Origin of the sequence: Bacillus sp. SM2101, assembly GCF_018588585.1 — a bacterium.
Classification (GTDB): Bacteria; Bacillota; Bacilli; order Bacillales; family SM2101; genus Nanhaiella; species Nanhaiella sioensis.
In genome coordinates this window covers 17,243-42,664 of the sequence record NZ_JAEUFG010000020.1, presented here as the reverse complement: position 1 = coordinate 42,664, position 25,422 = coordinate 17,243, and the positions used below count along the sequence as shown (strand labels likewise).

Below are 25,422 nucleotides of genomic sequence, written 5' to 3'. Positions count from 1 at the left end.
ATGGAACTCAATGTAATTCTAATTCCCACTATTGAACTTTCAAAGTAATAATATTGATTTCATACGTATTCCCATGTACGCCACAAGGATATAACCTAAGCCCTCTCACACTTATACTTTCATTGACATTTATTAGTGAGTCTTAACGTCCTTAGTAAATATATAATCGAGATTAGCATAGTCAATAATAAAATAAAAAAAGGGTATAATTGATATATTATTAGTAAATTGTTCGCTAGCACATCTTCGCAACTACATGTTTGTTATTGTAAGAGCAACGCTATCAAATTAATTAGGAATTAATATTTTGCTTTCACTTGATTCCTGTATTATACCTAATCAAATTCACGAAAGATAATAACAACAATGTCTCTTTAAAAATCTACCTATTAGGATGTGTGACAAATGTTAGTGGAAGAGCACTACCTACAATTACGAACCCATTTTTCTAACGAACAGAACAGAGAATGGATTGAAGTAAAATTAACGAGAATCAGTGAAATTCTATATAGTACAAAAAGAAATACCAATATTCTAATCAAAAAAATGGAAGACCGTAACTGGATAAAGTGGTCTTCTGGAAGAGGTAGAGGAAAATCTTCTAAAATTATGTTTTTAAAAGAGAAAGACCTTTTATTAGTAGATCTTGCTAAACATAGAGTTTTGTCAGGTGACTTACATAGCGCGCATACTTTATTAAATACATATAATATCAGCAATGAAGGCAGCGTAATGTTCTCCAACTGGATGGAACAACAACTAGGGTATCATCAAAAAGAAAGTTCACAACAGCAATTGGACATGCTTCGTTTCCCATTTTATCGACCAATACCATTTCTAGATCCTGCATTCGCAATGCGTCGAACTGAAGTTCATATCGTTAAACAAGTGTTTGACACATTGGTTATCTTTAACCCGAAAACGAAAGCTATTGAACCTCATCTTGCCCATTATTGGACTAATGATGAAACATACAAGGTGTGGACATTTTATTTACGAAAGGGTATACGTTTTCATCATGGAAAAACGATGTCATCATTAGATGTGGCCTATACCTTACAAAGAATACAGAACCCTAAAACGGAATCACCACATCAATGGATGGTTAACGGTATAAAAAAAATTACTTGTATGCATGAACATGCCATTCAGATTGAACTTTTTGAACCTAACTCTTTATTTGTAAATGTTCTAAATTCTTCTAAATTGTCTATTGTCCCTAATGATTTACATGAGCATGAAGAATTTTCAACATTCCCGGTTGGAACAGGTCCATTTTCTATTAAACGAAACGACAAGTCTAAGCTATTATTACAAGTAAATGAATACTATTTCAAAGAAAGAGCTCATCTAGACCAAATTGAAATATGGATATGGCCAGACTTTACAGTTGAACAAAAACTAAAAAGCCTTAACTTTAAATACTTACATATAACTCATTCATTGAGAGATGGAGAAGGCTTCAACGAGTTAAATCGGTTTGAAAATGAGAGTTTTTATTTGGCGTTCAATTTACATAAACAATCACCATATCAAAATGTGAATTTTCGTAAAGCATTTCATCTTGCAATTAATAGGACCTCATTAATAGAAGACCTTGGTGGACTAAGGCATAAACCAGCAAGTGGCTTCCTGTCCAGTAATCTAATAGAAACATACATTAACGACTACGATATAACTAAAGCTAGAGAAAAACTAGCTCAAAGTGGTTACGCTGGAGAAACCATTCATTTGTATACATATGAAATGCCATTAAATATCGAAGATGCTCAGTGGATAAAAAGGGCAGCTGAAAAGCTAGGTGTTTACATCGAAATATCGGTATTTCCAATCGAGGAATTAAGAAAAAAGGATGTCATGATGCAGGCTGATCTAATTGTAGCAGGTGAAGTATTTGATGCAAATATTGAAATTGAATTAATCGGTGTCTATAAAGAGAAAGGTTCATTTATCGGCTCGCTTATAGGAGAAAATTATGAAGAAGAAATAGAAGAATTAATAGCAACAGCATTAAAAACATCAAATAAAGAACAGCGTTTGCACATATTAAATAACATTGAAAACATCATAAGAAACAGCTATAACGTTATATTTTTATATCACAACAGACAAAATGCAGTACACCATGACAGCTTAAAAGGTGTCTCTCTAAATGCACTTGGTTGGATAGAGTATAGAGAATTGTGGTTGGAAAAATGAATCATCTACCAACAAACAAAAAGCTTCTCTATTGTTAATAGTAGCTAAAAGGTCAATCAAATTTTTGATTGGCCTTTTAGCTGTATAAACCGTTGATAATTTACTCAAGAATTTTTCAAGATAATTATTAAAACGTAGTTGTCCTTACTGTATAAACATAGAAGTTGATGATCACAACTGCTTAGTTTTTGTACATCTATAGCTTCGTATCATTATTTTTACAAGGTGGAACCCCAAACTACTCCTCTTGTTGACTAGTTCTCCTAGCAAAGTATAATTCAAAAGATTTTTTAATTCCTATTAGATTTAGAGATATAATAACGACCGTGAGTTAGAAAATCTTTCTTACAGACTAACCACCCTACCCAATATTCATTATTTCTCATTTATCACGATACTTTTTGCTTGAACACTTTTTATTTCCTGTACAGGCATGATTTTATTGTTGTATACGTAGATTATGTAATGGTTTACGATTAGCAAAGTATTTTTCGATAGAACGAAGTACTTCTTCATTACCTGGTAATGAAACTGTTTCAAATGCTTCCTTGAAGGAAACCCATTTATAATCATTATGTTCATAGTTTAAACTTACCTTTTGTGCTTCATCCACATAACCTATGAAGACCGGAGCAATATAGATGTAATTTTCTTGAGGTGAATAAATTTGATCAAATAGATTCGAGGTATAGAGGGAATTACAAGTAATCCCTGTCTCCTCTTCAATTTCTCTAAGAGCAGCTTCCCACGCTTTTTCTCCTTCTTCTATACTCCCACCTATATAACACCAAACATCTTGTAAAACTGCTGTATCACGTTTAAGCAATAGAACTTTGTAATCTGCTCCAACTCTTTTTAATAATGCAGCCGCAACACCTGTACATCTTAACGGCACTTCTACATTAACCAACGTAACACCCCCTTATCTTGTCGTTATAGCTTTTTTTTGACAATCAAAATTTGATTCTCCTCCCTCTCTAAAAAGAAATTTGAGCCCAATTCTGATAAATAAGTCTGAATTTCTATAATAATCCTTTGTCTCTTTTCAAAGAAGATTCCTTGAAAGCAATTTACTCATCGATTGGTTTTCTGAAATTGTTTCTATTTTGAAAAACTACGAATTTATTATCTGGAGTAGTCTACCTATTTTTAGTTAATCGACAGTTGTCGTTTTTCTTGTCCTTTTTGATGAGATTGAGATAAAGACCAGTCATGTGTCACATTCCTTGTAAATATCTTTTTAAAAGAAGGTTTCCATTCTGATAAATCCTGATAAACAAACGTTATATTGTTACATATTTTGTCTGCAACTTCGTACATATGATTTATATCATAAGCCGTAAATAATATATAACCTTTACGTTGAGTACTGTCTACAATAGTTGGTATGGTGTCGCCCTCTTTTACTAATAGATCAATTAATACAACCTCGGATATGTTAGCTAATCCTTCATACTTGATTTCTTTTAGGCAACCTGGTTTTGGAATCAAACTTAAAGACATAGCTTGACATTTAGAAGGTACACATCTAAATTCATCAATAGTTTTAGTTGCCAACGCATCATAATAGTATCCAAATTGAGATATGCCAGTTGTTAATTCTACCATTCTCCAAATATTTCCTCCACCTATTCTGACTTGAGACTCTATGATTATTGGGTTATTTTGTCTGTCTATCTTTACCTCTGTATGAGTAATGCCGTCTTCCAGCTGCATGTCGTCCAAAAATAGCATGACTTTCTCAATGATTAATTTTTTTTGAGATTCATCTATAGGTGCCGGCATAATAGTATAGTTTATTAAAAACGTAGCTTCTTTAAATATTTCAGCTGATATAGCAAGTATAGAATGTTTTTTGTTATGAGAAACGGCTTCTACCGTATAAACCACGTTACCTTCAACGTACTCTTCCACTAAAATAGGTAGCTGAATACCGTTATCTTTAATAAATACCTCTACGTCATCTCCTCTGTCTAACTTAGATACCTCTTTACCACCTGCACCACTCGGGGGCTTTATGATAATACTATCTTTTTTGTTCAAAAATTCATCAATATCTTTTATATTATTGCAAACTATCGAATCTATCGAAAAGTCCTTGCCTGCTAAAATTTCACGCATCATGTCTTTATTACGGGTTATCATATTAGCGTTGTAAGATGTTCCTTTAACATTAAAAATCTTTGCAATTATAGAAGCCGTATCTAAGGCCGTTTCGTTGAAAGATACAACCATATCAAACGGTTTCTCTTTGTACAATTCTTCAGCGTAGTATACACATATGGGTATGTTTGTTGTGTCTATTTCTTTTTTATAGAAACACTTTTCTAAGATCGTTCCATCGAAATATACGTGTTTAGTGTAAGACCCTATATACGAAACAGTAAATCCTCTTTCTAAAGCATCTTGTATAGGCTTAGTCCATCCCCCTACAAATAAAACGTGTGGTGTATTTTCTAGTTCAGTTCCTTTTAATATCTTATACATCATAATCATCTCCTCTAAAGTGAAGTCATATATTCAATGTTGGTTCCTTTTGATACGCCTCGCCTTAACAACACTATTAAACACAATGTTGTTCCGAAGCCCCCTATAAATAACGTAGTTTGAAGTCCAAATATTGAAACTAACAATGCACTAGCAAAACTTCCTAATGCCCAAGCTCCCCAATTAAGCGTACGCTGTACAGCATTCACTCTGCCTAGCATGTGGCTTGGTGAGGCAAGTTGTCGTATGGTTGCAGCGTAAGGGCCAAATACTCCTTCTCCCATACCATGTATGATACTTGCAGCTACTATGCCGATAACGGTTCCCAAATATCCCATGATCGGTATAAAGCACAGACCAATAACTGATACAGTAGCGCTATAAATAAGCACTTTTGTATTATTAAATTGTTGACTTTTTTTCATAAGTATCGTATTGCCTATTAAAAATCCTACCGCTGCTGAACCTACAATAAATCCTATTTCAAGTTCAGATAGACCCATTACCTTATAAAGGAATATTACTAAAATGCTATTTAGTATGTATTTAAAAAAACCGTAAACAGCGCCACAACTTACAATTGGTTCTAACACAGGGTGTTTTTTAAAATATATCAACCCTTCATATATGTTTTTATAAATGGATTTTACATTTACGTTTTTTAAAGAGCCCTCTGTATGCGGTTTAAACCTTGAAATAAATAATACAAATACAAAACAAACAAAATACGTTACTGCGTCAACAGTGAATGAGCCTGTTAATCCAACTAGAGTAATAACAATTCCTGCTAGCATAGGACCAATTACTATAGAAAGAGACTCCGATAGAGCTAGTTGAGCATTTCCTTTTTTCAAGTTATCTTTATCTGTTAATATTTCCGGCAAGAAAGAAGGAATTGCAATATTGTAAAAAGTAGTAAATATGCCGTTTAAAAACATGAGAAACACCAATAAAGGGAACGTCATTATATTTGTTACAGTCAGTATGAAAACTGATAAAAATAAAACGCCTTGGCATATACTACAAATTAGCAAAACCCTTTTTCTGTGAAGGACGTCTATCAAAGCACCAGCTACTAATCCGAAAATTAGGTAGGGGATGAATATAATCCCACGAAGCAAGGCAGCATTCGCCTCACTTGTTTCTAGCACCTCTAATGCAAAAAGTGGCAAAGCTACTAGTGTAAACTGGGTACCTAACAAACTTATAGACTGTCCTAGCCAAAGCTTGTAAAAATTAAAATGTTTGTTATTTTTCATAATACAACCCCGTTAATTCATATTTATCATTTCCCAGTCAGAAGACCCCCACTTCAAACAAAAACAATGCAAAGCGAGTAAAGGTTAAGTGGGGGTTAATTGACCATTGGCGCAAGCCAAAACTCGCTTGTGATATCGAACAATCAACCTATTAATAGATAGGTTAGGTGAAGACGGTGCTCGTCAATAAAACCTTTTAATTTATAATCTATCCAAACAAAGAACAAAAACGATCAATTGCTAAAACTATAGGTTGCAGTCGTTTTGTATACAATCATTTTTTAGCTAAATGGCAGATACATATAAAGATCCTGTACAACATAAGTAAGATAAGGTGAAGCCATATTTTTCATATAACATTTGTACCACGTCAGTATCAAAACACTTTTAGTTCCAAAATGAAGACAAGGTGGTCCTTATGACAGCACTATGGTTCGAAACCCCTCTGGCTAATGAAAAGTTCGTCTTCTGAAAAATACTGTCGCATGCGCTTATAAACCATTTGATAGGCGGAAGGATGATACCATTCTTCCATTTCTAGATTTCTATATAATTCTTGTAAGCCCAACTTGTATGTTCGTTTCCCACCGCTGCCGTCCCCCATAAAATAATCATCAATACATACTCGGCTAACCAGGGGCCGCAATATTTCTGCAAATCGCTCGCTACTTGGCAATACAGGTGCGATGGCAACCTGTGTGGGAATACCGGATTCAGCAAGCAGTTGGAGTGTTTTAAGCCTTGCCGGAATAGGAGGAGCGTACGGCGCAAAATGCTTGCGAATATCTTCTCTATCAGTCTCTACTGTCATACTTACCCGAACTTTGGTTCCCAACTGTTGCAACATCTTAATGTCCCTGCGAACAAGTGGGCTTCGTGTTTGAACAAGCAGGAAGTCCGGTGGACTTTCCACCATGATTTTCAGTAAAGACTGCGTAACTTTCTCTTTGTGTTCGATTGATTGATAAGGGTCCGTGCTAGATGACATAAAGATGGTGACCGGTCCTCTTGTCTTAGCTCTGAGCAATTCTTTTTGAAATGTAGACGCAGCATCTTTCTTAATGTCTACCCAAGTTCCCCATTCTGCCTTACGAAAAGTGGAGACAGGCATTTGACGCACATAACAATACGAGCAGGCGTATGCACATCCCGTATATGGATTCAATGAGTGGCTATATCCGGACAAAAAACCAGTACCCTTATTCAGCAATGTTTTCGGCGTTTTATATAAATACTCAATTGTCATCTGCAACCACCTGCTAAATCATATTTTGTGTACGGATTAGACAAGAAGCAGCAATGCTGATTTGTTACATGCTTACATGGAGGACATGTCGGCTTGGGTTTACTTCGCATCATGAAATATAACCCCCAAACTATACCGCTTTCCAGAGGTGACCGTGCCAACGCCATGTCGCAGAGTCACCCTATAATAGCCACGCGTACCCAATACCGGTCGATGTTGGGTTGGAAAGATGAGACCTTCACCTTGATTCAGCGTAATGACATGACCTCTGCTCTGTGCCCGTGGTCGCTGTTCGATGAGTAAAAATTCACCGCCTGTATAATCTTCGTTCCGTTGGTTCAGAGTAAACACGACTTGAAAAGGGAAGAAAATATCACCGTACAAATCCTGATGGAGACAATTGTAGCCCCCTGCTTCATATTTCAAAATTAGTGGAGTGGGGTGTTTCTGCCCCGCCTGATGACATTGATCGAGAAACATTGCCAAGGTTTCTGGGTACTCGGGTGATCTATTCAGCTGTTCTAACCAGCGATTGGCCACCTTCGCAAGTTCCGGATACAATATATCGCGATGTTGTTGTAATAAATCAGGAATAGGCGTTTGATAATACTTGTACTCCCCCATTCCGAAACGATATTGCTTCATGTCGATGGTCTTGCGATATAGAGATTCGTCTTCATAGCTATTGATAAGACTAGCGCACGAGTCCGCATTTAAAAGTGGTGGCAGTTTGGCGTAGCCCTGTTCATCAAGCATTTGATGCAGTTCTGCCCATTTGAGATCGGCTAAAGATGTTATATGTTGTTTAGACATGTTGTTGCTCCTTCTCATTGGTAGCTGAGCCTCGTTCAAGTTCCAACAGATGTGTTTTCATTTCCATTCCGCCGCGATATCCCGTCAGCGATCCATTTTTGCCGATCACACGGTGGCATGGAACCGTAATTAGGATTGGATTTGCTCCAATGGCCCTCCCAATTGCCCGAACCGCAGTAGGTCTTCGAATTTGACGAGCAATATCTGAGTAGGATCGAGTTTGACCGTACGGAATATCACATAGTGCTTTCCATACAGCTTCCTGAAAAAGTGTTCCGCGATAAAAGATTGGAATCGTGAAACGATTGAGTTTTCCTTGAAAATAACGATTAAGCTCATCTACATATGGTTGCAATTTTTCGTCATCTTGAATCAGATCGTTTCCAGGCAAGTAATGATTTGACCATTGCACCAATTCTTCAAATGGTTGATTATGCGATCCGACAAAGCATAAGCCTCTTCTTGTTGCAGCAATGTAAACCTTCCAGTTTTCATAAGAAAACAAGGACCAATAGAGAGAGATGCTTTTGTTAAGTGTCATTTGAAAAAGCCTCCTTCAAGCGTTGTTTTTGCTGTCGACGATAAGCTTCAGGCGTTTGTCCGATTTTCTTCTTAAACAGCGTAATAAAATAAGGCGTATTGGAAAGCCCGACAGATTTACCGACTTCAGCAATCGGGTCATCGATAGTAGTCAATAACATTTTTGCCTTTTCCAATCGGATATGCTGAATGTAATCCACTGGAGTCATGCCTTTGATTTTTTTAAACGTTCGATGCAAGTGATAAGGAGATACGTGGCTCATAAGCGCAAGGACTTCAAGCGTCAACGTTTCATTGTAGTGGCTATCCACATATTCGGTTATGAAAGCAATCCACTCCTCATCTGGCAACCTTTTCCCTGTTGGCTTGCACCGTTTGCATGGGCGAAAATGTGCGGCTAATGCTTGATTAGCATTTTCAAAGAAGCCAATGTTTTCTCTATTGGGTAATCTTGATTTGCAAGAAGGGCGACAAAAAATCCCTGTTGTTTTCACTGCATAAAAAAATTGTCCGTCATAAGAAACATCATTATTGGCAATGGCCTCCCATTGTTCATCAGAAACAGGTGCGGATAGAATTGGCTTGTCAGAGTCTGGTTGTTGAAAAGCCCAATGTGGATTCATTTTCCAATCGTCTGTCATTATGAATCACCTCTAGCTTTAGTATAAACCTGAAACTCAGCTTATGTATGTATTTTAGAATGTAATAGCAAGATAACGAAATCTCCAATGACATGTTGTTATATTAATATACGTAGTCAGGTCACGCTGAAAAACCTGTGAATCCAGGCAACAGTTCGACTTCAATTTATCCCAAATATACACTTGTGAAATCGGGTCAACGTTTCATAAATTGTTTGGAATCCTAAAGACGTCATGTGATAACTGGTCAAAGTGTAAAACAGCATAATGACAAATATCTTCAGGCCTTTCCTATGGTGTAAGGAATGAACACGAGAAATGTGTGTTAAAGGGAGGGACATGTAGTTTGGGTTACTGATCATGATTAAATATCTTCAAAAGCGCACAAGAATAACTTTTTCAAAAGTTTTTTGGAAAAACATCGAACTTAGTGTTCGTTGTTTTTGTTTATAAAAGACAAATGAACATATAGTTTTAGATAAAATGACATGGTATAATTATCCAAAATGAAAAAGGGGTGATAACAATGTCAAAAGAACCTAATTATAAAGAAATTAAAAATCTTAACATATACCACCTTGAAGTGGCTAAAGTTATTTCTTTGTTTTTATTCTAGCTTTTTCCGTTGTTAATCAAAAATACTAGTTATTCCACATGACCCTAAAATAACAGAGACGCTAATCTTTATTTCAGATTAGCGCCATGTTGGTGAATAATATCAGTATATGATTAAAGAGGGGTAATAAAATCCTTCTATCCCAGAGTGACACAACAACTATTCGTATTACGTTTTAAACTTTTTGTCAAAGCTCTTTCTAATTTTCCTTATCCATAAAGATTTCATTTACACGTACATAAATAGAGATCGTGGCATCTTTTCATCTATAAAACGATGACTACCATATAAAAACACTATTATGGTACGAATTTGGTAACAATAGCAACAAAGATTACGAAAAGAGTCTTTATAAAAGTAACTCTGTACTTAGCCATTCATTAAATTCTTCATTCGTTTTTCTTATGCTTTCTCCATCTAAAATTATATTTATACCTTCTTGTTGATAGTAAAAAAATATATAATATTCTTTACCATTCTGTGTCCCCTGAAATAGCATTGCATTATAATCATCACTTTCAAAGGTCCAATCTGGATTTTCAAATGTATGATTTAACAAATCGTACATACTCTCTTCATTCGGACCTTTAAACTTTGCCATTTGCTCCTTCATTATTTCATCAAAATCTTCCATATCTTCTCTTCGTATCGGATTCTCTTGTGATTCTTCTGTATCGGATAATGTAACCTGATTATTATTTATTGAAAATTCACTTAGCCATTCATTAAATTCTTCATTCGTTTTTCTTATGCTTTGTCCATCTAAAATTATATTTATATCTTCTTGTTGATAGTAAAAAAATATATAATATCCTTTACTATTCTTTGTCCCATGAAATAGCATTGCATTATAATCATCACTTTCAAAGGTCCAATCTGGGTTTTCAAATGTATGATTTAACAAATCGTACATACTCTCTTCATTCGGACCTTTAAACTTTGCCATTTGCTCCTTCATTATTTCATCAAAATTTTCCATATCTTCTCTTTGTATCGGATTCTCTTGTGATTCTTCACTCTCAGATAATGTAACCTTATGATCATTTATTGCAAAATCGGTTTTCTGATATACTAACCCTCCACCGATTAATGACATTGTTAACATACTAGCAATTATGATTTTTATCATGTTGTATAACCTCCAATTTTTTGGTTTTTCTTCTTGATGATTGTATTTTATTACGATTTATTTAAAAGAAGATTACAAAAAGGTTACAACTTTGATCACTAATAATGCTCCAACTTAATAATAGAAGTAAAGCGATGTAATAAATACAACAACCCTTCAATATGTAATAAATGTTTGCTCAATATTTAACACCCTTCATTTATATAACTGTTCTATGGAAAAAGTAACTCCTCAATTTATCGTCTCAAGTATTTTGACTAAATATATATGATTCAACAAAAACAGGAATGCCTCGCCTCTCACTATTACTAACCTCTCATTCTAAAGTTGTATTAATATATCATTCTTAATTCTCATACCGTCCTTGATACATATTTAGTATAATGAAATAAGCTGATCTAGAGAAGAAAACTCTTATCACCTTCGATAGAGTTGAACGAAGGATACATAGAGTAACTCGGAGGGAGGAGTGTAAGTTGGGAATCAGAAGAATTCATCCAATAAGTCTCACCATAATCATTGGTACACTCTTTGCTCGAATGGCTACATTTATGACAATCCCATTCCTAGCAATTTACCTCACTTCAGTGAAGGGGGTTAGTCCAGGTTTTGCTGGTGCTATTATTGGAGTTAGTTCAATTGTAGGCCTATTTGGTGGTTTCATCGGTGGTTATTTGTCAGATTTATATGGGCAAGAAAAGGTCATGAAATATTCCATTTTTATTTGGATTTTTGTTTTTGTTGGCTTTGCTTTAGCAGAAAGTGTAGTTACGTTTTTTATTTTAAATGCCTTAAATGGTTTATGTCGTTCTTTTTTTGAGCCATCGTCTAGGGCGTTACTTTCAAAAGTTACTAAGCCAAAAAATAAACTGTTGGTGTTTAACCTTAGATATGCAGCCATTAATATCGGTGCTGCAGTAGGTCCCCTTATTGGATTAAAGATAGGTAGCTCATCTTCAACATCAGCATTTTTTGTGACTGCAGTTATTTATGCTTTTTACTTTATTGTTCTGCTTGCCATGTTTTCTATAAACCAAATTGATGATAGTTTAAACACTAAAACAAGTGAACGAGTAACCATGGCAAAAGCATTGAAGGTACTTAGTGCTGATCGTGTATTTTTTTTCGCAGTCATTGGACTAATTATGGGGGTGTGCGGTTATTCTCAATTTAGTTCAACCATCCCACAATATTTAGCCTCCTCACCAATTATAACAAATGGTGTAGAGGTATTCTCTTACCTTATCGTGTTTAACGCTATAACAGTATTAATTGTCCAATATCCAGTAACAAGGATAGGAAAACGTTATTCCGCACTAACATCAATCATGATAGGAACATTAACGACATCTATTGGGTTACTAGGCTTTGCGTTTTTTACTTCTATACCCTTTTTATTCTTGTCGGTCTTCGTATTTACGGTCGGTGAAGTAATGATGTTTACAATGACAGATTTATTTATTGATCAAATATCACCACATGACTTAAAAGGTTTGTATTTTGGTGCGATGGGTTTTACTGCAATTGGAGGATCATTCGGTCCTTTGATTGGAGGGCTTATGTTGGAGTATTTCGGTTATACAAACCATTTTACTTTGTTTAGTGTGTTGGCACTAGTCTCTTCACTTGGGTTCCCCGTTCTTCTGTATGTTAAGGGCTTAATGAAGTCAACAAATCGGAAAGTAGGATATAGTTTATAACAGATTTTACTTAGGGATAGAGTTATAAATACCAGAGACAAAATAAGAGATGAGTATAAAGCAGGTTTAATTACATTAGACCTCAATATCTTCACTCCTCCAATACAATCTTTTTAATAAAATAAAATGGTATGATTAATGATGTATACGATGAGTTTGGATATTGATCATTATTTTCAAACCTTAATTTATAATTAATTCAAGTTACTGGTTTAATTTCAGCGTGGTTGCCGCTATCGCTTGTGTGAATAAGCTCTTACACTGGATCTGTACCATATTAAAAGCAAAACAACCTTCCAAACTGTATATTCGGAAGGTTGTTTGTCATGGATTATTTTAGTATAGCATGGATAAATAAAGTTTTTATTGGAAAATCGTGATAAAACATGAGCTGGTTTATTGAAAAAAGAGCTTTTCTTATACCATTGTCTTTTATGTTAAAATTCTATTATCACTAAATTAATAAGAAGGGGAAAAATGATTTCTTACAAAAAAATTAAAGAGTATGCAATTTATTTTATTGTTTTTATAGTGTTTTGGTTCTTTAAGAGTAAGTTTGATAATTGGTTTAATGCAGAGTGGGAACGATTTTCAATTTCGTTTTATATGTATTCTACTCTTTACGTAATTTCTAATTTCATATTCGGTATTGTGATTGGATTACCGACTTTTTACAAAGAAATCAAAAAGCAAGGTAAATGGAAACTTCATCTTGAAAAACTTCTATTACTAGGCGTACCAGCTATGTTTATTGTTATAATAAGTTATTTTTACCTTCCGAGATATCCTCTTTTCTTTGAGCTCCAGGCTCATAGCTGGGAAAGTGGTCTTAGTCTATATGCTACTACATTTTTAGGTTATGTGGTTATATCGAGCTTTTACAAAAAATGGATTAGGGTTGAATTTAGCCCTTAGTAACCTTGTTTAACAATATTGCTCAATACATTAAGAAAGGCGCTTTCAGTATTATTACTGAACAGCGCTATATCGTATTATGAAGTCATCCAGTAACTTTCTGGTTGACCTATTTGTAATAGGTATTATTCTTAATGTAGTCTGGATACCCTTAACTACCTTCTTGCACCAAATTGTGGAATAATAAATTCAGAATTGTCTTTAATCTAATAAATTTATAGATTTTAAATCATTGAGTTCACTAATTAAAATAAAGATACGGGCCGTCACTTATTATTTTTGTGTTTATTTATTCTTATTTTGGTGAGAATACAACATCACCTGCACTATCGAGTAAATTAATCGTCGCGATTTGTTGGTGCGTCTTCGTATCAATCACTGATATTTTATTATCATCTGCACTCGATGCATAGACAAACTGTCCTTTAGGTTCAATTGAAACAAAATTATTGCAAGCCCCAATATTACCAACAGTTGCAATGACACTATGTGTTTTTGTATCTATCACAAGTAAATCACCAATATTAAGTAATAGCACGTAGGCCAACTTTCCATCTGGGGTAAAGGAAATATCGGATACAACATCATTTACATCTAATGAGGCAATGACACTATGTGTTTTTGTATCCATAACAACTAACCTATTTGGGTTCTGACTTCTAAGATAGGCCACCTTCCCATCTGGGGTAAAAGCTATATCATTTGGAAAATCACTAACAGGTATAATCGCAATTACACTGTGAGTTTTTACATCAATCACCGATACAATACCCTCATCATCAATAGTCACATATGCTAGTTTCCCGTTTGGCGTGAAAGCAATCTTATTCGGCTCGGCACCAATCGATATAGTCGCAATCATATTATGTGTTTTTACATTTATTACAGATATAGAGCCGTTGTCCATACCAGTGGCTGATACGTAAGCTAGTTTCCCGTCTGGTGTGAAGACGACTTTATCTGGACTGCCTCCAACCTGCACTGTTGCGATTTCACTATGTGCTTTCACGTCAATCACTGATAATGTGCTCTCCCCATCAATAGTCACATAAGCTAGTTTCCCATCTGGTGTTAAGGCTACATCATCTGGATTGTTCCCAATCTGTATTGTTGCAATCACACTATGTGTTTTCACATCTATGACAGATACTGTGTCATTGTTTTCACCAGTATCTGATACATAAGCCAACTTCCCATCTGGTGTAAAGACTATATTTACTGGCACCCCTCCAACTTGTATTGTTGCAATCACACTATGTGTTTTCGTATCAATTACAGATATCATACTACCAGCCCTAACATAAGCAACTCCCATAAAATCCACCCCAACATCATTTTTTTATTGTTACTATACTCTATGTACGTTGGTGTGGGTTGACTCACTTTAATATCACATGTGTTTCAAAAAAAGAAGGTCTGAAATCAGCCCTTTAACTTTCACTACAAATTTCATTAATCCTTTTCTGTGGATCTTCTAATTACAATAATGGCTGATGTTAACAAATAAGAACTAGTCCTTATTCATATTCGACAAGTTGAAAGCATTATATGGGATAAAATATATAGTTCACTAATAATCTACAAGCTTTTTATAACCATCTTGAAATGTATTAAAAAAAGTATTCTCATTAAAAAAGAAACTCAAAAATTTATCTTCACCTTTCGAATGTATTACTTTGTAAAAATAGGTAGAATCCACTTTTAAACCGTTTTCGAACTTAATGATTAAATGTTTTGACTCAATGGAAGTATCATCATATGTATTAAAAAGAGGTAATATATAGGTTTGTGTATATTGGATGTCAGTATCAATAAGATTCTCTCCTGATTTAACGATATAATAATTATTCTTATCTTTATTATAAATTATAAATTCAGAATTATCTTTTAAATACCCTTCTTGATGAGGTCGTTCATCAAACAAATCACTTTCTACAATACCTATATATTCTAATTTCTCTGCACCTATTTCTGACTTTATAGATGCAGTCTTACTAAAGAAAGAATTATAGATAACATAGATGGTAATAAATAATAATAAAATACCAACTATTACTGTGGCCTTCTTTTTCAATATAAAAGCCTCCATTCATAAAAGTTTTTTTTCAGGGGGTATAACACTCTCTTTGGATAGTTTTGAGTCTATCCATTCTCCGAACAATACTCTTAAAATTATAATAGTGTAGAGTAATATATCCCCCCCTTTAAATGAACTATTTAATTTGGTTCAATACCTTGTAAATACCAAAAGCTTGACCCAGCAAGGTTTAAGTATAGATAAGCACCTCCACTTGTAGTTCCCCAATGGTCGTTAATACGAACAAACTCATCATAATAAGTACGGTTGATTAAAAATTGATCTCTAATCTAAATGTTGTCTTATACTTTGCATAACCTTATACAGTAACTGTGTGTTCACCATAAGGTTCATGATTCATACTTAGATATGATGGCCCATATGTTTTAATTTAATCTTTATAAGTTTCATAGGATGGCCCTAATTTCCAACAAGGGTCATCACTTGTGGATTGTGTTCCTTCTCCTATTGCTTCTGCAGCTACCTTAAATATATCATCGTTGTTGTAATTCCAAACACCATCTTTTGAGTCAAATTTGAGTACCCCTTGCCCATTATTTCATAACTTTTTTATCAGTAGACACAAGGAGTTAAATATCACCAACACTGAATGACTAGACTCAAACTAGGAACAGCTTCCAATATATATACAACAATAAAGTGAAAATGCAGTGTATATTATGCTTGAACAAAAAGCAGTTGTTGGAACTACTGAAAAATATACTAAGTTATTAAATTACTATGAGTTTAAAGTAAATTATTTATCAAACACAAAGTTTTTTATCTCGTTACATAAAATAAAGCATAAACCTTCCAACAAGGAAGATTTATGCTTTACGTCACAAAAATAAATAAAACCACCAAATGTATGTATTTGGTGGAGACGGTGGGAGTCGAACCCACGTCCAGAAACATCGTCACTTAAGCTTCTACGAGTGTAGTCGATATATTAGTATTTCGCAGACTCTTCAGCCTATCGACAGGCTTCCAAGTTACTAGTCTGATTGTTCTCTTCCTTCATCCTCAGACGGTGGAATCCGGCGTAGCCCACTTAAAGTGAGTTCCTTACCCTACCACATGGGCGATGGAGGGAGGAACCGCTAGCTGACTTAAGCAGCTAAAGCGAAGTTATTGTTTTCTTTGCCAGTTATAGGCGTTGACGTTTTAACGAGGCCGATCCCCTCGACTCGCAACTTAAGCTCGAACTATCCCTGTCGAATCCGTAACGTCCCCATTATAAAATGTTGTTCAATATTTAGGATGAACAACTTTAAGGAAGTAACAAACGGATAGATAAGCTACAATATATATTAAGTTATGTTAATTAGTGTTGTTATCTTAACTACATTTATTATTATAGCACATACACATTATTTTTCAATTGACAATTTATAGGTAATTAAAATGACTTCTGACGATCGCGGAATGCCCTTTCGACCTCACGTTTTGCTTCTTTCTTCTTTAAGTCCTCACGTTTATCGTACTTCTTCTTTCCTTTTCCTAGGCCGAGTAATACTTTTGCAAAGCCATTCTTCAAATATAACTTAAGTGGAACGATAGCATAACCATTTTCCTTTGTATACCCGATCAGCTTGCTAATTTCCTTCTTATGCAATAACAGCTTTCTTGTTCGAAGTGGATCATGATTATAACGATTTCCCTGCTCATACGGACTTACATGCATATTATGGAGGAATACCTCGCCATTTTGCACTCTCGCAAATGCATCCTTTAAATTAACTCTACCTGCTCGGATCGATTTTATTTCTGTACCTTGCAGAACGATGCCAGTCTCATATGTTTCTTCAATAAAATAATCATGATATGCTTTTTTATTTTGTGATATAACTTTTCCTTGACCGCGTGGCATCAATTGTTCCCCCTATATAAACGTATATTATATTTTAACAGAGGCCCAATTCAGATTGCAACTATATTAACAACTCCTCTATACAACTTTCAAATATTTATACGTATTGTGCAAGCAATATTATTAATACTAAAGAAATCCATAGCTACGATTTTACTCGTAGCTATGTAGTACTAGCGCTTTTTCTTTTTCTTTTTACGCTTAGCGTTAGGGACATTTTCGTAAAACTTCTTTTTCTTCTGGGCTTTCTTTCCATCATTCTCGCTCTTATCATGCTGTTTGTTCCGAGAAGAATGCGTTTTTTTGCGTCCTTTGCCAGCATGGATGACCTTTGGTACGTCTTTTGAAGTTTTGCGGCGACCTTTCATACCTACTACTTCAAAATCTACTGAACGTTCATCTTTATTTACGTTAATAACTCTTACAGCTATTTCATCCCCAATACGAAATACATTTCCCGTTCGTTCACCAATCATGGCATAGTGGCGTTCATCATAGCGGTAATAGTCATCTGTTAAATAGCTAACATGAACAAGCCCCTCAATTGTATTTGGTAATTCAACAAATACACCAAAATTAGTAACTGAGCTTATAATTCCATCAAACTCTTCACCAATTTTATCTTCCATAAACTCCGTCTTTTTAAGTTCATCCGTTTCACGCTCAGCGTCGACCGCACGTCGTTCCATACTTGATGAATGCTCAGCAATTTCTGGTAGTTTCTCTTGCCAATTTTGTTGAACCTTTTCATCTAATTGACGATTAATTAAATATGTACGTATTAACCTATGAACGATCAAATCCGGATAACGACGAATTGGTGACGTAAAATGAGTATAAAAATCAGTCGATAACCCAAAATGACCAAGGCTTTCTGGGTCGTATTTAGCTTGCTTCATAGAGCGTAGCATAACTGTTGATACAACAACCTCTTCTGGTTGTCCTTGAACTGCCTCAATAATCTCCTGTAAAGCACGAGGATGGATTTCATTTGCTGAACCTTTTACTACATAGCCAAAGTTTGTAATGAACTCTAAAAAGCGATTTAACTTTTCTGGATTAGGATCCTCGTGAATACGATATATAAAAGGTACATTCATCCAATGAAAATGTTCAGCGACAGTTTCATTTGCAAGTAACATAAACTCTTCAATAAGCCTTTCTGCTACTGACCGCTCTCGAAGTACGACATCATAAGGGGCACCTTCTCGATTCACTAGAACTTTTGCCTCTTTAAAATCAAAATCAATTGCCCCACGTTGCATCCTTTTGTTACGTAACAATTCAGCAAGGTCAGCCATATCCTCAAACATAGGCACTAAAGAATCATACTTGTTTCTTAACTCTTCATCCTTATCAGTTAAAATATTGTTTACATCCGTATACGTCATTCGTTCAGTCGTTTTTATGACACTTTGAAATATTTCATGATGAACGACATCACCAGCTTCATTTATTTCCATTTCACATGATAAGGTCAATCGATCTACTTGAGGATTCAAGGAACAAATCCCATTTGAAAGCCGATGTGGAATCATCGGAATCACACGATCGACTAAATAAACGCTCGTTCCTCTTTCATGCGCCTCAATATCAATTTCTGCCCCCTCTTGGACATAATGACTGACATCGGCAATATGTACTCCCAGTTTAAAGTTACCATTCGATAATTTAGTTACCATAACAGCATCATCTAAGTCCTTAGCATCCGCACCATCAATCGTCACAATAACTTGGTCACGTAAATCACGTCTATCTTTGATGTCATCTTCTGATATAGTATCAGGAACTGAATTTGCTGCTTCTATTACTGCAGATGGGAATTCTTGAGGTAGTCCATGTTTATGAATAATGGAAAGAATATCGACACCCGGGTCATTCTTATGACCTAATATTTCTATAACTTCTCCTTCGGCACTCATTCTACCTTCTGGATAGCTAGTTAAGCGAACGACAACTTTATGTCCTTCAACTGCACCACCAGTCTTCCCTTTCGGAATAAAAATGTCATTTACAATTTTTTTATTATCAGGAATAACAAACCCAAAATATTTGCTTTCCACAAATGTCCCTACAGCTTCCTTAATACCACGATCTAATATTCTTACGATTGACCCTTCTTTTCTTGAGCCAGAAGAATGTGGGTTAATGCGAACAAGGACGACATCGCCATGCATTGCATTTTTTAATTCGTTTGGTGGAATAAAGACGTCATCAAGTGATTTGTCATCAGGAACGACAAACGCAAACCCTTTTGCATGACCTGTTAACGTGCCTCTAACTAGATTCATTTTTTCTGGTAGCCCATAGCGATTGCTTCTTGTTCTAACGACTAGCCCTTGCTCCTCCATTAAGACAAGTGCTTTGACAAATTGCTTAAAATCAGATGAATCTTCTATACCAAACGCTTCCTCTAATTCTTGTACTGTTAATGGCTTATACGCTTCTTCTTTCATAAAAGATAGCAATTTATCGGTATGTTGCTGGATTTCATCCATTGTATCTCCCCTCCTTTTTAAAGCATTTTCACATAGCCTGTTTGGAATATTATACTAGACACTCCATAACTAAGGGTAGTAACCTCATAGAAATACAACAAATTCTTCTACCCTTCTCTTTTTAAACTCGCTTGTTTCATTGATTATATAATAATTAGCTATTCCAATCTAAACTTTCTAAAAAGGCATAAACATCTTCATGCAACTGCTCCCGCTCTTTGTCAAGTGTAATCACATGGCCAGATTCCTCATACCATTTCAATTCCTTAATTGGTGATTCTACGCGGTTATAAATAATATTAGCACTGTCTGTATTAATCATGTTGTCGTGTCTTGCTTGAACGACAAATGTTGGTGCATAAATTAAATCAACTTGATCTCTAACACCAGCAATTAACTGCTGTAGTGCTTTTAAGGTCGTCATTGGCGTTTGCTGAAACTGCTGCATTTCTATGTCAATTTGTTCAACAGATTTCCCTTCAAACTTCTTATATTCTCTTGCATAATCAAGTACACCCTCGTACATGACCTCTTCACTCTTAATATACATCGGTGCACACATAGGAACAATTGCTTTTATAGGTACAGTGTAACCTAATTTTAACGAAAATACCCCCCCAAGTGATAGACCTGCTACGGCTATTTCTTCATGTCCTCTATCTTTTAAGTGTTGATAGGCTTCCATGACGTCCTGCCACCAGTCCTCTGGCCCTGTATGAACGAGCTCCTCTGGAGGAACACCATGTCCTTTATAAATAGGCGCATGACACGTATAGCCTTTCTTTTCTAAAAATCTTCCTAGCATTCTTACATCAGCTGAATTACCTGTAAAGCCATGCAATAATAACACCGCACGTTCGCCTGCTTCAAAGGTAAACGGCTTTGGGACGACTTGTTTCATTGTATATTCTCCTTTTCACGATGCAAAATACTGTTATAGTTTGCTCAAAACCATATAAACGTTATTATAGATCAAATTCACCATTTTCTCACTTAATAAATCTTTATTCATAGTATGTATATCGGACTTAACCATTCATTCATGTAGAATGGAAAAATAACATCATTTTTGCACCTAAAGTTGGAGATTTTCTCCCATAAAATAATTGTCTAATCGGCAATCCAAATGGAACACAATTTAAAAATCGCTGTGGTGAAGCATTAGATATCTCTACATTAATGAAAGAACCATTACACTCAGACGTTAACCACCAACAAAAACCACATCTAATGGTAACGGAGCATGGAAGAATTTAAAAGCGTATTACTTTTAGATTGTACGAAAGTATTCTTAGAGAAAATAAATAATACCAGCTTATTAAGTTTTTTGTATATTTACACGTACACAACTAGAATCCGTGGCATCTTATCAAACCCCTTTTTCGGTCTAATATAACAAAGGAACAAAGTTTACAAAAAGAGTCTATATTAAAAATAGAAATTTTTGTAATAAAAAACATCAATTTAGCTTTATGTCAGATTTGTCTCTTCTCCATCTCGACCTTAATCTTTATTTTCGAGAGACCCGGCTGCTGTCATCGGAGACTTATATAGCCTGTTTCAGAACTTAAGTTGGGATTATCGTGCTAATAGACATCGAATTTTCAATCAACCCTAATTGTATCGCTATGTGATACACGAGCTACAAATCTCATATAATTGTAAAATATACGATATAATAACATTTAGATTTCCTTGTCAATATAGGAGTTATCTATAATACTACAATTCGTGGGGAGTGAATATAAATGGATGAAAAAATCGCGATTGTAACAGGAGCTAACTCAGGAATGGGGTTGGCAACAACCGTTGAAATCGCCAAAACTGGGGCTACAGTTATCATGCTTTGTAGAAATAAAGAACGTGGTAACAAAGCTTTACAGGAAGCGATTGAACAAAGCAATTCAAACAAAATTGATTTAATGCTCTGTGATTTAGGTTCCTTTGAAAGTATTCGTTCATTCGTCAAACAATTTAAAGAAAAATATAATGTTTTGCATATATTAGTGAATAACGCTGGGGTTATCTCTTTAAAAAGGCAAGAAACAGTAGATGGTTATGAGGCACAAATAGGTGTTAACCATCTTGGACATTTTCTGTTAACTAATTTATTGCTAGATGTTATGAAAAACTCTAAGGAAGCTCGAATTGTTAATGTATCTTCTGGAGCTCATAAAATTGGAAAAATACATTTTAACGATATTAACCTAACGAAAAGATATAGGACTTTTAAAAGCTATTCACAATCTAAACTAGCGAATATTTTATTCACTAAAGTGTTAGCTGAAAGATTAAGAGAATCCTCTATTACTGTAAACGCTCTCCATCCTGGCGCAGTAGCTACAAATATTGGTGTCGACCGCAACACAGGTTTCGGTAAGACCGTCGTTGGATTGTTGAAGTATTTTTTCCTGACACCAGCTGAAGGGGCAGCTACTGCTGTTTATCTCGCTACAAGCCCTGAAGTTAAAGGTATAACTGGAGAGTATTTTTATAAAAAGAAGATCACTCCAGTTTCAAAACGAGCTCAAGATAACGAAGCTGCGCATAGGTTATGGAGCTGGAGTGAAGCTGCCGTAGAATTAACAAACGATTCTTTATAAATAACGGCTCTTAACGTAAACTTTGTTGCTATATAGATAAAAACGTCGTTTCACTTAACATTCATCGTTTTATAGAAGAATAGGTGCCATAGAATTTTTTAGTATGTTTATTTTTTCGTACAAAAAACAAAAGTCTATATGAAAACATCCTAAAAAAATGATAGCTAGGTACTTATAATATTACACTTTCCTATAAATAATTCTCTATCGTCACTTCCATACTATTAATAGCATTATGACGAAGGAGGATTTCCATATGAACCAAAGTAAAATACCTGAACAGCATCAAAATCAGCAACCTGGCCTGGAAAACATGATGGATCCAAAACCAGTTTCAGCTCTGCCTTCCTATAAGGCGAGTGGTAAACTAAAAGATAAAGTTGCGATTATTAGCGGTGGGGACAGTGGAATAGGAAGGTCAGTCGCTATACATTATGCAAAAGAAGGATCACATATTGTTATCATTTATTTGAATGAACATGAAGATGCGACCGAAACAAAAGACCTTGTAGAAAAAGAAGGTAGCAAATGTCTGTTAATTGATGGTGATATTGGTGACGAATCTTTTTGTATGCAAGCGATAAAGCAAACCATAGAGCTTTTTGGAAAGATTGACATCATTGTAAATAACGCTGCAGAACAGCACCCACAAAGTGGGTTACTTAATATTACCTCAGCACAACTAGAACGAACGTTTAAAACAAATATTTTCTCCTTCTTTTATCTTACAAAGTTTGCATTACCCTATTTACAGCAAGGAAGTGCCATTATTAATACTACTTCTATTACAGCTTATGAAGGAAATGAACAGCTCATCGATTATTCAGCTACAAAAGGTGCAATTGTTGCCTTTACTAGATCATTGGCAAAGTCATTGGTAGGGAAAGGTATTCGTGTAAACGGTGTTGCTCCCGGTCCAATTTGGACCCCTTTAATCCCTTCCACCTTTTCAAGCGGAAAGGTAGCAACATTCGGAAATAATACGCCAATGAAACGCCCAGGACAACCATGTGAAGTTGCCCCAGCATATGTATATTTAGCTAGTGATGATTCATCATATATGACTGGTCAAATACTACATATAAACGGTGGAAAAATAGTTAATGGGTAAAAAGAAAAGCAGGATGCAGATACTGGAAGCATAACACATGAAGATGAAGGTGTTTTCCTTTCGACTCAAGACTACACCACTTTAGGCTGAACATCTAGAATTGTTTAAGCACCTTGATCACCCTGAAAAAGCGCTGGAACTAATTAGGATCTTATTTATAGAAGGTAGAATTTAAAAAACAAAGCAGAAAAGCCGATTCCCTCTGGAATTCGGCTTCTTAGATTAATAACAATAACAAAGCATTTATATATAGGTTACTAAAATATTGCTCAAAACATAAAGAAAGACGTAATTAGTATCATTACCGAACAGCGCCATTTCATGAATAATTTTCAACTAGTCCAATAGTAAGCTACGCTTACCTCTTCGAACTATTCAACTTATTAATCATTGTGTCATATAATAATGATTCATTTGCAATACATACTTTTCCAAATAACTAACATCTTTGTAAATTGAAAGTTATTTAGGCGTAAATGCGACAGCCCTAGGATTTATCCCCACTTGCACAGTAGTTAGCACACTATGCGTCTTCGTGTCTATAACAGACACGTCCCCTGATCCATTGTTTATGACATAAGCATGCTTTCCAGCTGGTGTTATCGCTATATCAACTGGACCCATCCCCACTGGTACGGTAGCTATTACGGAGTGTGTCTTTGTATCGATGACTGTCGTAAACATACCTAGCAACGGATCTGTCCCAAAAACCTCTGTGTTCGTGACATAAGCGAGTTTGCCATCTGGAGTAAAAGTAACTGAAGCAGCTGCACCACCCGTATCTACGGTCGCAAGCACACTGTGGGTCTTCGTATCTATAACCGATACATTTCTCGATTCATTGTTTGTGACATAGGCAAGCTTTCCATCCGGTGTTATTGCTACATCAAATGGATTCGATCCCACTGGTACGGTAGCTATTACAGAATGTGTCTTTGTATCGATGACTGTCGTGAACATACCAAACACTGTTCCTATAAACGATGCGTTTGTAACATAAGCGAGTTTGCCATCTGGAGTAAAAGTAACTGAAGCAGCTGCACCACCCGTATTCACAGTAGCAAGCACACTGTGGGTCTTCGTATCTATAACTGACACGTTTCTTGAGTCATTGTTTGTGACATAGGCAAGCTTTCCATCCGGTGTTATTGCTACATCAAATGGATTCGATCCCACTGGTACGGTAGCTATTATGGAGTGTGTCTTTGTATCGATGACTGTCGTGAACATACCAAACACTGTTCCCATAAACGATGCGTTTGTAACATAAGCGAGTTTGCCATCTGGAGTAAAGGTGACATTAGCAGGAGTGCCAGCGGTATCCACGGTAGCAAGCACACTGTGGGTCTTCGTATCTATAACTGACACGTTCATTGAGGCATTGTTTGTGACATAGGCAAGCTTTCCATCCGGTGTTATTGCTACATCAAACGGATCACTTTCCACATCCACTGTAGTAATGACACTGTGGGTCTTCGTATCAATGACCGACACAGTTGCTGATCCTTGATTTGTGACATAGGCAAGTGTCATAAAAAAAACACCTTCTTTCGAATAATTGAGGATCAAAACGATTTTATCTATAGGAATGCTACGAATAAACATAATTTAATAATTATAAATAATATCCATATCTCAGATACCATAAAACTTATTATGTTTGATGAAGAAGGATTTCTTCTGTAACTCCTTACTACTTGACGTGTAGTAAAACATGT

Annotated in this window: 19 protein-coding genes, 1 other RNA gene and 1 pseudogene; 6 read left to right on the top strand and 15 right to left on the bottom strand. The window is 35.4% G+C overall.

What is annotated here, in order from left to right; genetic code table 11:
• The first annotated feature begins 405 nt into the window (after nt 1–405).
• On the top strand, nt 406–2,199 hold the full coding sequence (locus JM172_RS17380; RefSeq protein ID WP_214483649.1) for an ABC transporter substrate-binding protein: 1,794 nt from the start codon (nt 406–408) through the stop codon (nt 2,197–2,199).
• A gap of 439 nt (nt 2,200–2,638) precedes the next feature.
• Here the strand turns inward: JM172_RS17380 and JM172_RS17375 are convergent, their stop codons facing one another.
• The 3 genes from JM172_RS17375 to JM172_RS17365 all read right to left on the bottom strand — a co-directional run bounded on the left by JM172_RS17375 (nt 2,639) and on the right by JM172_RS17365 (nt 5,945).
• The gene (locus JM172_RS17375) at nt 2,639–3,109 is read right to left on the bottom strand and encodes an NUDIX hydrolase (RefSeq protein ID WP_214483648.1); all 471 of its coding nucleotides are present in this window, start codon (nt 3,107–3,109) and stop codon (nt 2,639–2,641) included.
• A gap of 239 nt (nt 3,110–3,348) precedes the next feature.
• Nucleotides 3,349–4,686, bottom strand: a complete 1,338-nt coding sequence (locus JM172_RS17370) for an ATP-grasp domain-containing protein (protein ID WP_214483647.1) — start codon at nt 4,684–4,686, stop codon at nt 3,349–3,351.
• Nucleotides 4,687–4,700: 14 nt separating this feature from the next.
• Complete coding sequence (locus JM172_RS17365; RefSeq protein WP_214483646.1) at nt 4,701–5,945, bottom strand: MFS transporter; 1,245 nt, start codon at nt 5,943–5,945, stop codon at nt 4,701–4,703.
• A gap of 203 nt (nt 5,946–6,148) precedes the next feature.
• Between JM172_RS17365 and JM172_RS17360 the strand changes: the two are divergent.
• A pseudogene (locus tag JM172_RS17360) lies at nt 6,149–6,241 on the top strand (helix-turn-helix domain-containing protein); the annotation flags it as partial.
• A gap of 131 nt (nt 6,242–6,372) precedes the next feature.
• On the opposite strand, the gene JM172_RS17355 reads toward JM172_RS17360, so the two are convergent.
• The 5 genes from JM172_RS17355 to JM172_RS17335 form a co-directional block, all read right to left on the bottom strand.
• Entirely contained in the window at nt 6,373–7,191 is an 819-nt protein-coding gene (locus JM172_RS17355) for an SPL family radical SAM protein (RefSeq protein WP_214483645.1), read from the bottom strand.
• A 99-nt stretch (nt 7,192–7,290) separates the two neighbouring features.
• Nucleotides 7,291–8,004, bottom strand: coding sequence for a 2OG-Fe(II) oxygenase (locus tag JM172_RS17350; RefSeq protein WP_214483644.1), 714 nt, complete (start codon nt 8,002–8,004; stop codon nt 7,291–7,293).
• Nucleotides 7,997–8,545, bottom strand: a complete 549-nt coding sequence (locus tag JM172_RS17345) for a methylated-DNA--[protein]-cysteine S-methyltransferase (RefSeq protein WP_214483643.1) — start codon at nt 8,543–8,545, stop codon at nt 7,997–7,999. Before JM172_RS17345 ends, JM172_RS17350 begins: the two co-directional genes overlap by 8 nt.
• Nucleotides 8,535–9,185, bottom strand: a complete 651-nt coding sequence (locus tag JM172_RS17340) for a bifunctional transcriptional activator/DNA repair enzyme AdaA (RefSeq protein WP_214483642.1) — start codon at nt 9,183–9,185, stop codon at nt 8,535–8,537. The genes JM172_RS17345 and JM172_RS17340 overlap by 11 nt, the downstream gene beginning before the upstream one ends.
• A 965-nt stretch (nt 9,186–10,150) precedes the next feature.
• Nucleotides 10,151–10,930 carry a hypothetical protein gene (locus tag JM172_RS17335; protein WP_214483641.1) on the bottom strand — a complete coding sequence of 260 codons (780 nt, stop codon included), beginning with the start codon at nt 10,928–10,930 and terminating at the stop codon, nt 10,151–10,153.
• Between the two features lie 476 nt (nt 10,931–11,406).
• Between JM172_RS17335 and JM172_RS17330 the strand changes: the two genes are divergently transcribed.
• Together JM172_RS17330 and JM172_RS17325 are read left to right on the top strand one after the other, a co-directional pair.
• Nucleotides 11,407–12,630, top strand: coding sequence for an MDR family MFS transporter (locus JM172_RS17330; RefSeq protein WP_250886739.1), 1,224 nt, complete (start codon nt 11,407–11,409; stop codon nt 12,628–12,630).
• Between the two features lie 477 nt (nt 12,631–13,107).
• Nucleotides 13,108–13,545, top strand: a complete 438-nt coding sequence (locus JM172_RS17325; RefSeq protein ID WP_214483640.1) for a hypothetical protein — start codon at nt 13,108–13,110, stop codon at nt 13,543–13,545.
• Between the two features lie 295 nt (nt 13,546–13,840).
• Here JM172_RS17325 and JM172_RS17320 read toward each other — a convergent pair whose 3' ends face one another.
• The 6 genes from JM172_RS17320 to JM172_RS17295 all read right to left on the bottom strand — a co-directional run bounded on the left by JM172_RS17320 (nt 13,841) and on the right by JM172_RS17295 (nt 20,891).
• Entirely contained in the window at nt 13,841–14,860 is a 1,020-nt protein-coding gene (locus JM172_RS17320) for a cytochrome D1 domain-containing protein (RefSeq protein WP_214483639.1), read from the bottom strand.
• Nucleotides 14,861–15,115: 255 nt separating this feature from the next.
• Nucleotides 15,116–15,619 carry a hypothetical protein gene (locus JM172_RS17315; RefSeq protein ID WP_214483638.1) on the bottom strand — a complete coding sequence of 168 codons (504 nt, stop codon included), beginning with the start codon at nt 15,617–15,619 and terminating at the stop codon, nt 15,116–15,118.
• An 878-nt stretch (nt 15,620–16,497) separates the two neighbouring features.
• Nucleotides 16,498–16,855, bottom strand: a transfer-messenger RNA (tmRNA) gene (gene ssrA, locus JM172_RS17310).
• Between the two features lie 166 nt (nt 16,856–17,021).
• Nucleotides 17,022–17,492 carry an SsrA-binding protein SmpB gene (smpB, locus tag JM172_RS17305; RefSeq protein WP_214483637.1) on the bottom strand — a complete coding sequence of 157 codons (471 nt, stop codon included), beginning with the start codon at nt 17,490–17,492 and terminating at the stop codon, nt 17,022–17,024.
• A gap of 173 nt (nt 17,493–17,665) precedes the next feature.
• The gene (rnr, locus tag JM172_RS17300; RefSeq protein WP_214483635.1) at nt 17,666–19,990 is read right to left on the bottom strand and encodes a ribonuclease R; all 2,325 of its coding nucleotides are present in this window, start codon (nt 19,988–19,990) and stop codon (nt 17,666–17,668) included.
• A 154-nt stretch (nt 19,991–20,144) separates the two neighbouring features.
• The gene (locus tag JM172_RS17295; protein ID WP_214483633.1) at nt 20,145–20,891 is read right to left on the bottom strand and encodes an alpha/beta hydrolase; all 747 of its coding nucleotides are present in this window, start codon (nt 20,889–20,891) and stop codon (nt 20,145–20,147) included.
• A gap of 847 nt (nt 20,892–21,738) precedes the next feature.
• Between JM172_RS17295 and JM172_RS17290 the strand changes: the two genes are divergently transcribed.
• Together JM172_RS17290 and JM172_RS17285 are read left to right on the top strand one after the other, a co-directional pair.
• A complete protein-coding gene (locus tag JM172_RS17290; protein WP_214483632.1) occupies nt 21,739–22,593 on the top strand; it encodes an SDR family oxidoreductase in 855 nt (284 codons plus the stop codon).
• Between the two features lie 256 nt (nt 22,594–22,849).
• A complete protein-coding gene (locus JM172_RS17285) occupies nt 22,850–23,704 on the top strand; it encodes an SDR family oxidoreductase (RefSeq protein ID WP_214483631.1) in 855 nt (284 codons plus the stop codon).
• A gap of 462 nt (nt 23,705–24,166) precedes the next feature.
• On the opposite strand, the gene JM172_RS17280 is transcribed toward JM172_RS17285, so the two are convergent.
• Nucleotides 24,167–25,237, bottom strand: a complete 1,071-nt coding sequence (locus JM172_RS17280) for a cytochrome D1 domain-containing protein (RefSeq protein WP_214483630.1) — start codon at nt 25,235–25,237, stop codon at nt 24,167–24,169.
• Between the last annotated feature and the right edge of the window lie 185 nt (nt 25,238–25,422).

Coding starts and splice junctions, on each gene's coding strand:
- JM172_RS17325 (WP_214483640.1), top strand. CDS start 13,108: ATGATTTCTTACAAAAAAATTAAAGAGTATGCAATTTATTTTATTGTT.
- JM172_RS17370 (WP_214483647.1), bottom strand. CDS start 4,686: ATGTATAAGATATTAAAAGGAACTGAACTAGAAAATACACCACACGTT.
- rnr (WP_214483635.1), bottom strand. CDS start 19,990: ATGGATGAAATCCAGCAACATACCGATAAATTGCTATCTTTTATGAAA.
- JM172_RS17280 (WP_214483630.1), bottom strand. CDS start 25,237: ATGACACTTGCCTATGTCACAAATCAAGGATCAGCAACTGTGTCGGTC.
- JM172_RS17345 (WP_214483643.1), bottom strand. CDS start 8,545: ATGACACTTAACAAAAGCATCTCTCTCTATTGGTCCTTGTTTTCTTAT.
- JM172_RS17350 (WP_214483644.1), bottom strand. CDS start 8,004: ATGTCTAAACAACATATAACATCTTTAGCCGATCTCAAATGGGCAGAA.
- JM172_RS17335 (WP_214483641.1), bottom strand. CDS start 10,930: ATGATAAAAATCATAATTGCTAGTATGTTAACAATGTCATTAATCGGT.
- JM172_RS17380 (WP_214483649.1), top strand. CDS start 406: ATGTTAGTGGAAGAGCACTACCTACAATTACGAACCCATTTTTCTAAC.
- JM172_RS17340 (WP_214483642.1), bottom strand. CDS start 9,185: ATGACAGACGATTGGAAAATGAATCCACATTGGGCTTTTCAACAACCA.
- smpB (WP_214483637.1), bottom strand. CDS start 17,492: ATGCCACGCGGTCAAGGAAAAGTTATATCACAAAATAAAAAAGCATAT.
- JM172_RS17295 (WP_214483633.1), bottom strand. CDS start 20,891: ATGAAACAAGTCGTCCCAAAGCCGTTTACCTTTGAAGCAGGCGAACGT.
- JM172_RS17290 (WP_214483632.1), top strand. CDS start 21,739: ATGGATGAAAAAATCGCGATTGTAACAGGAGCTAACTCAGGAATGGGG.
- JM172_RS17320 (WP_214483639.1), bottom strand. CDS start 14,860: ATGGGAGTTGCTTATGTTAGGGCTGGTAGTATGATATCTGTAATTGAT.
- JM172_RS17285 (WP_214483631.1), top strand. CDS start 22,850: ATGAACCAAAGTAAAATACCTGAACAGCATCAAAATCAGCAACCTGGC.
- JM172_RS17355 (WP_214483645.1), bottom strand. CDS start 7,191: ATGACAATTGAGTATTTATATAAAACGCCGAAAACATTGCTGAATAAG.
- JM172_RS17365 (WP_214483646.1), bottom strand. CDS start 5,945: ATGAAAAATAACAAACATTTTAATTTTTACAAGCTTTGGCTAGGACAG.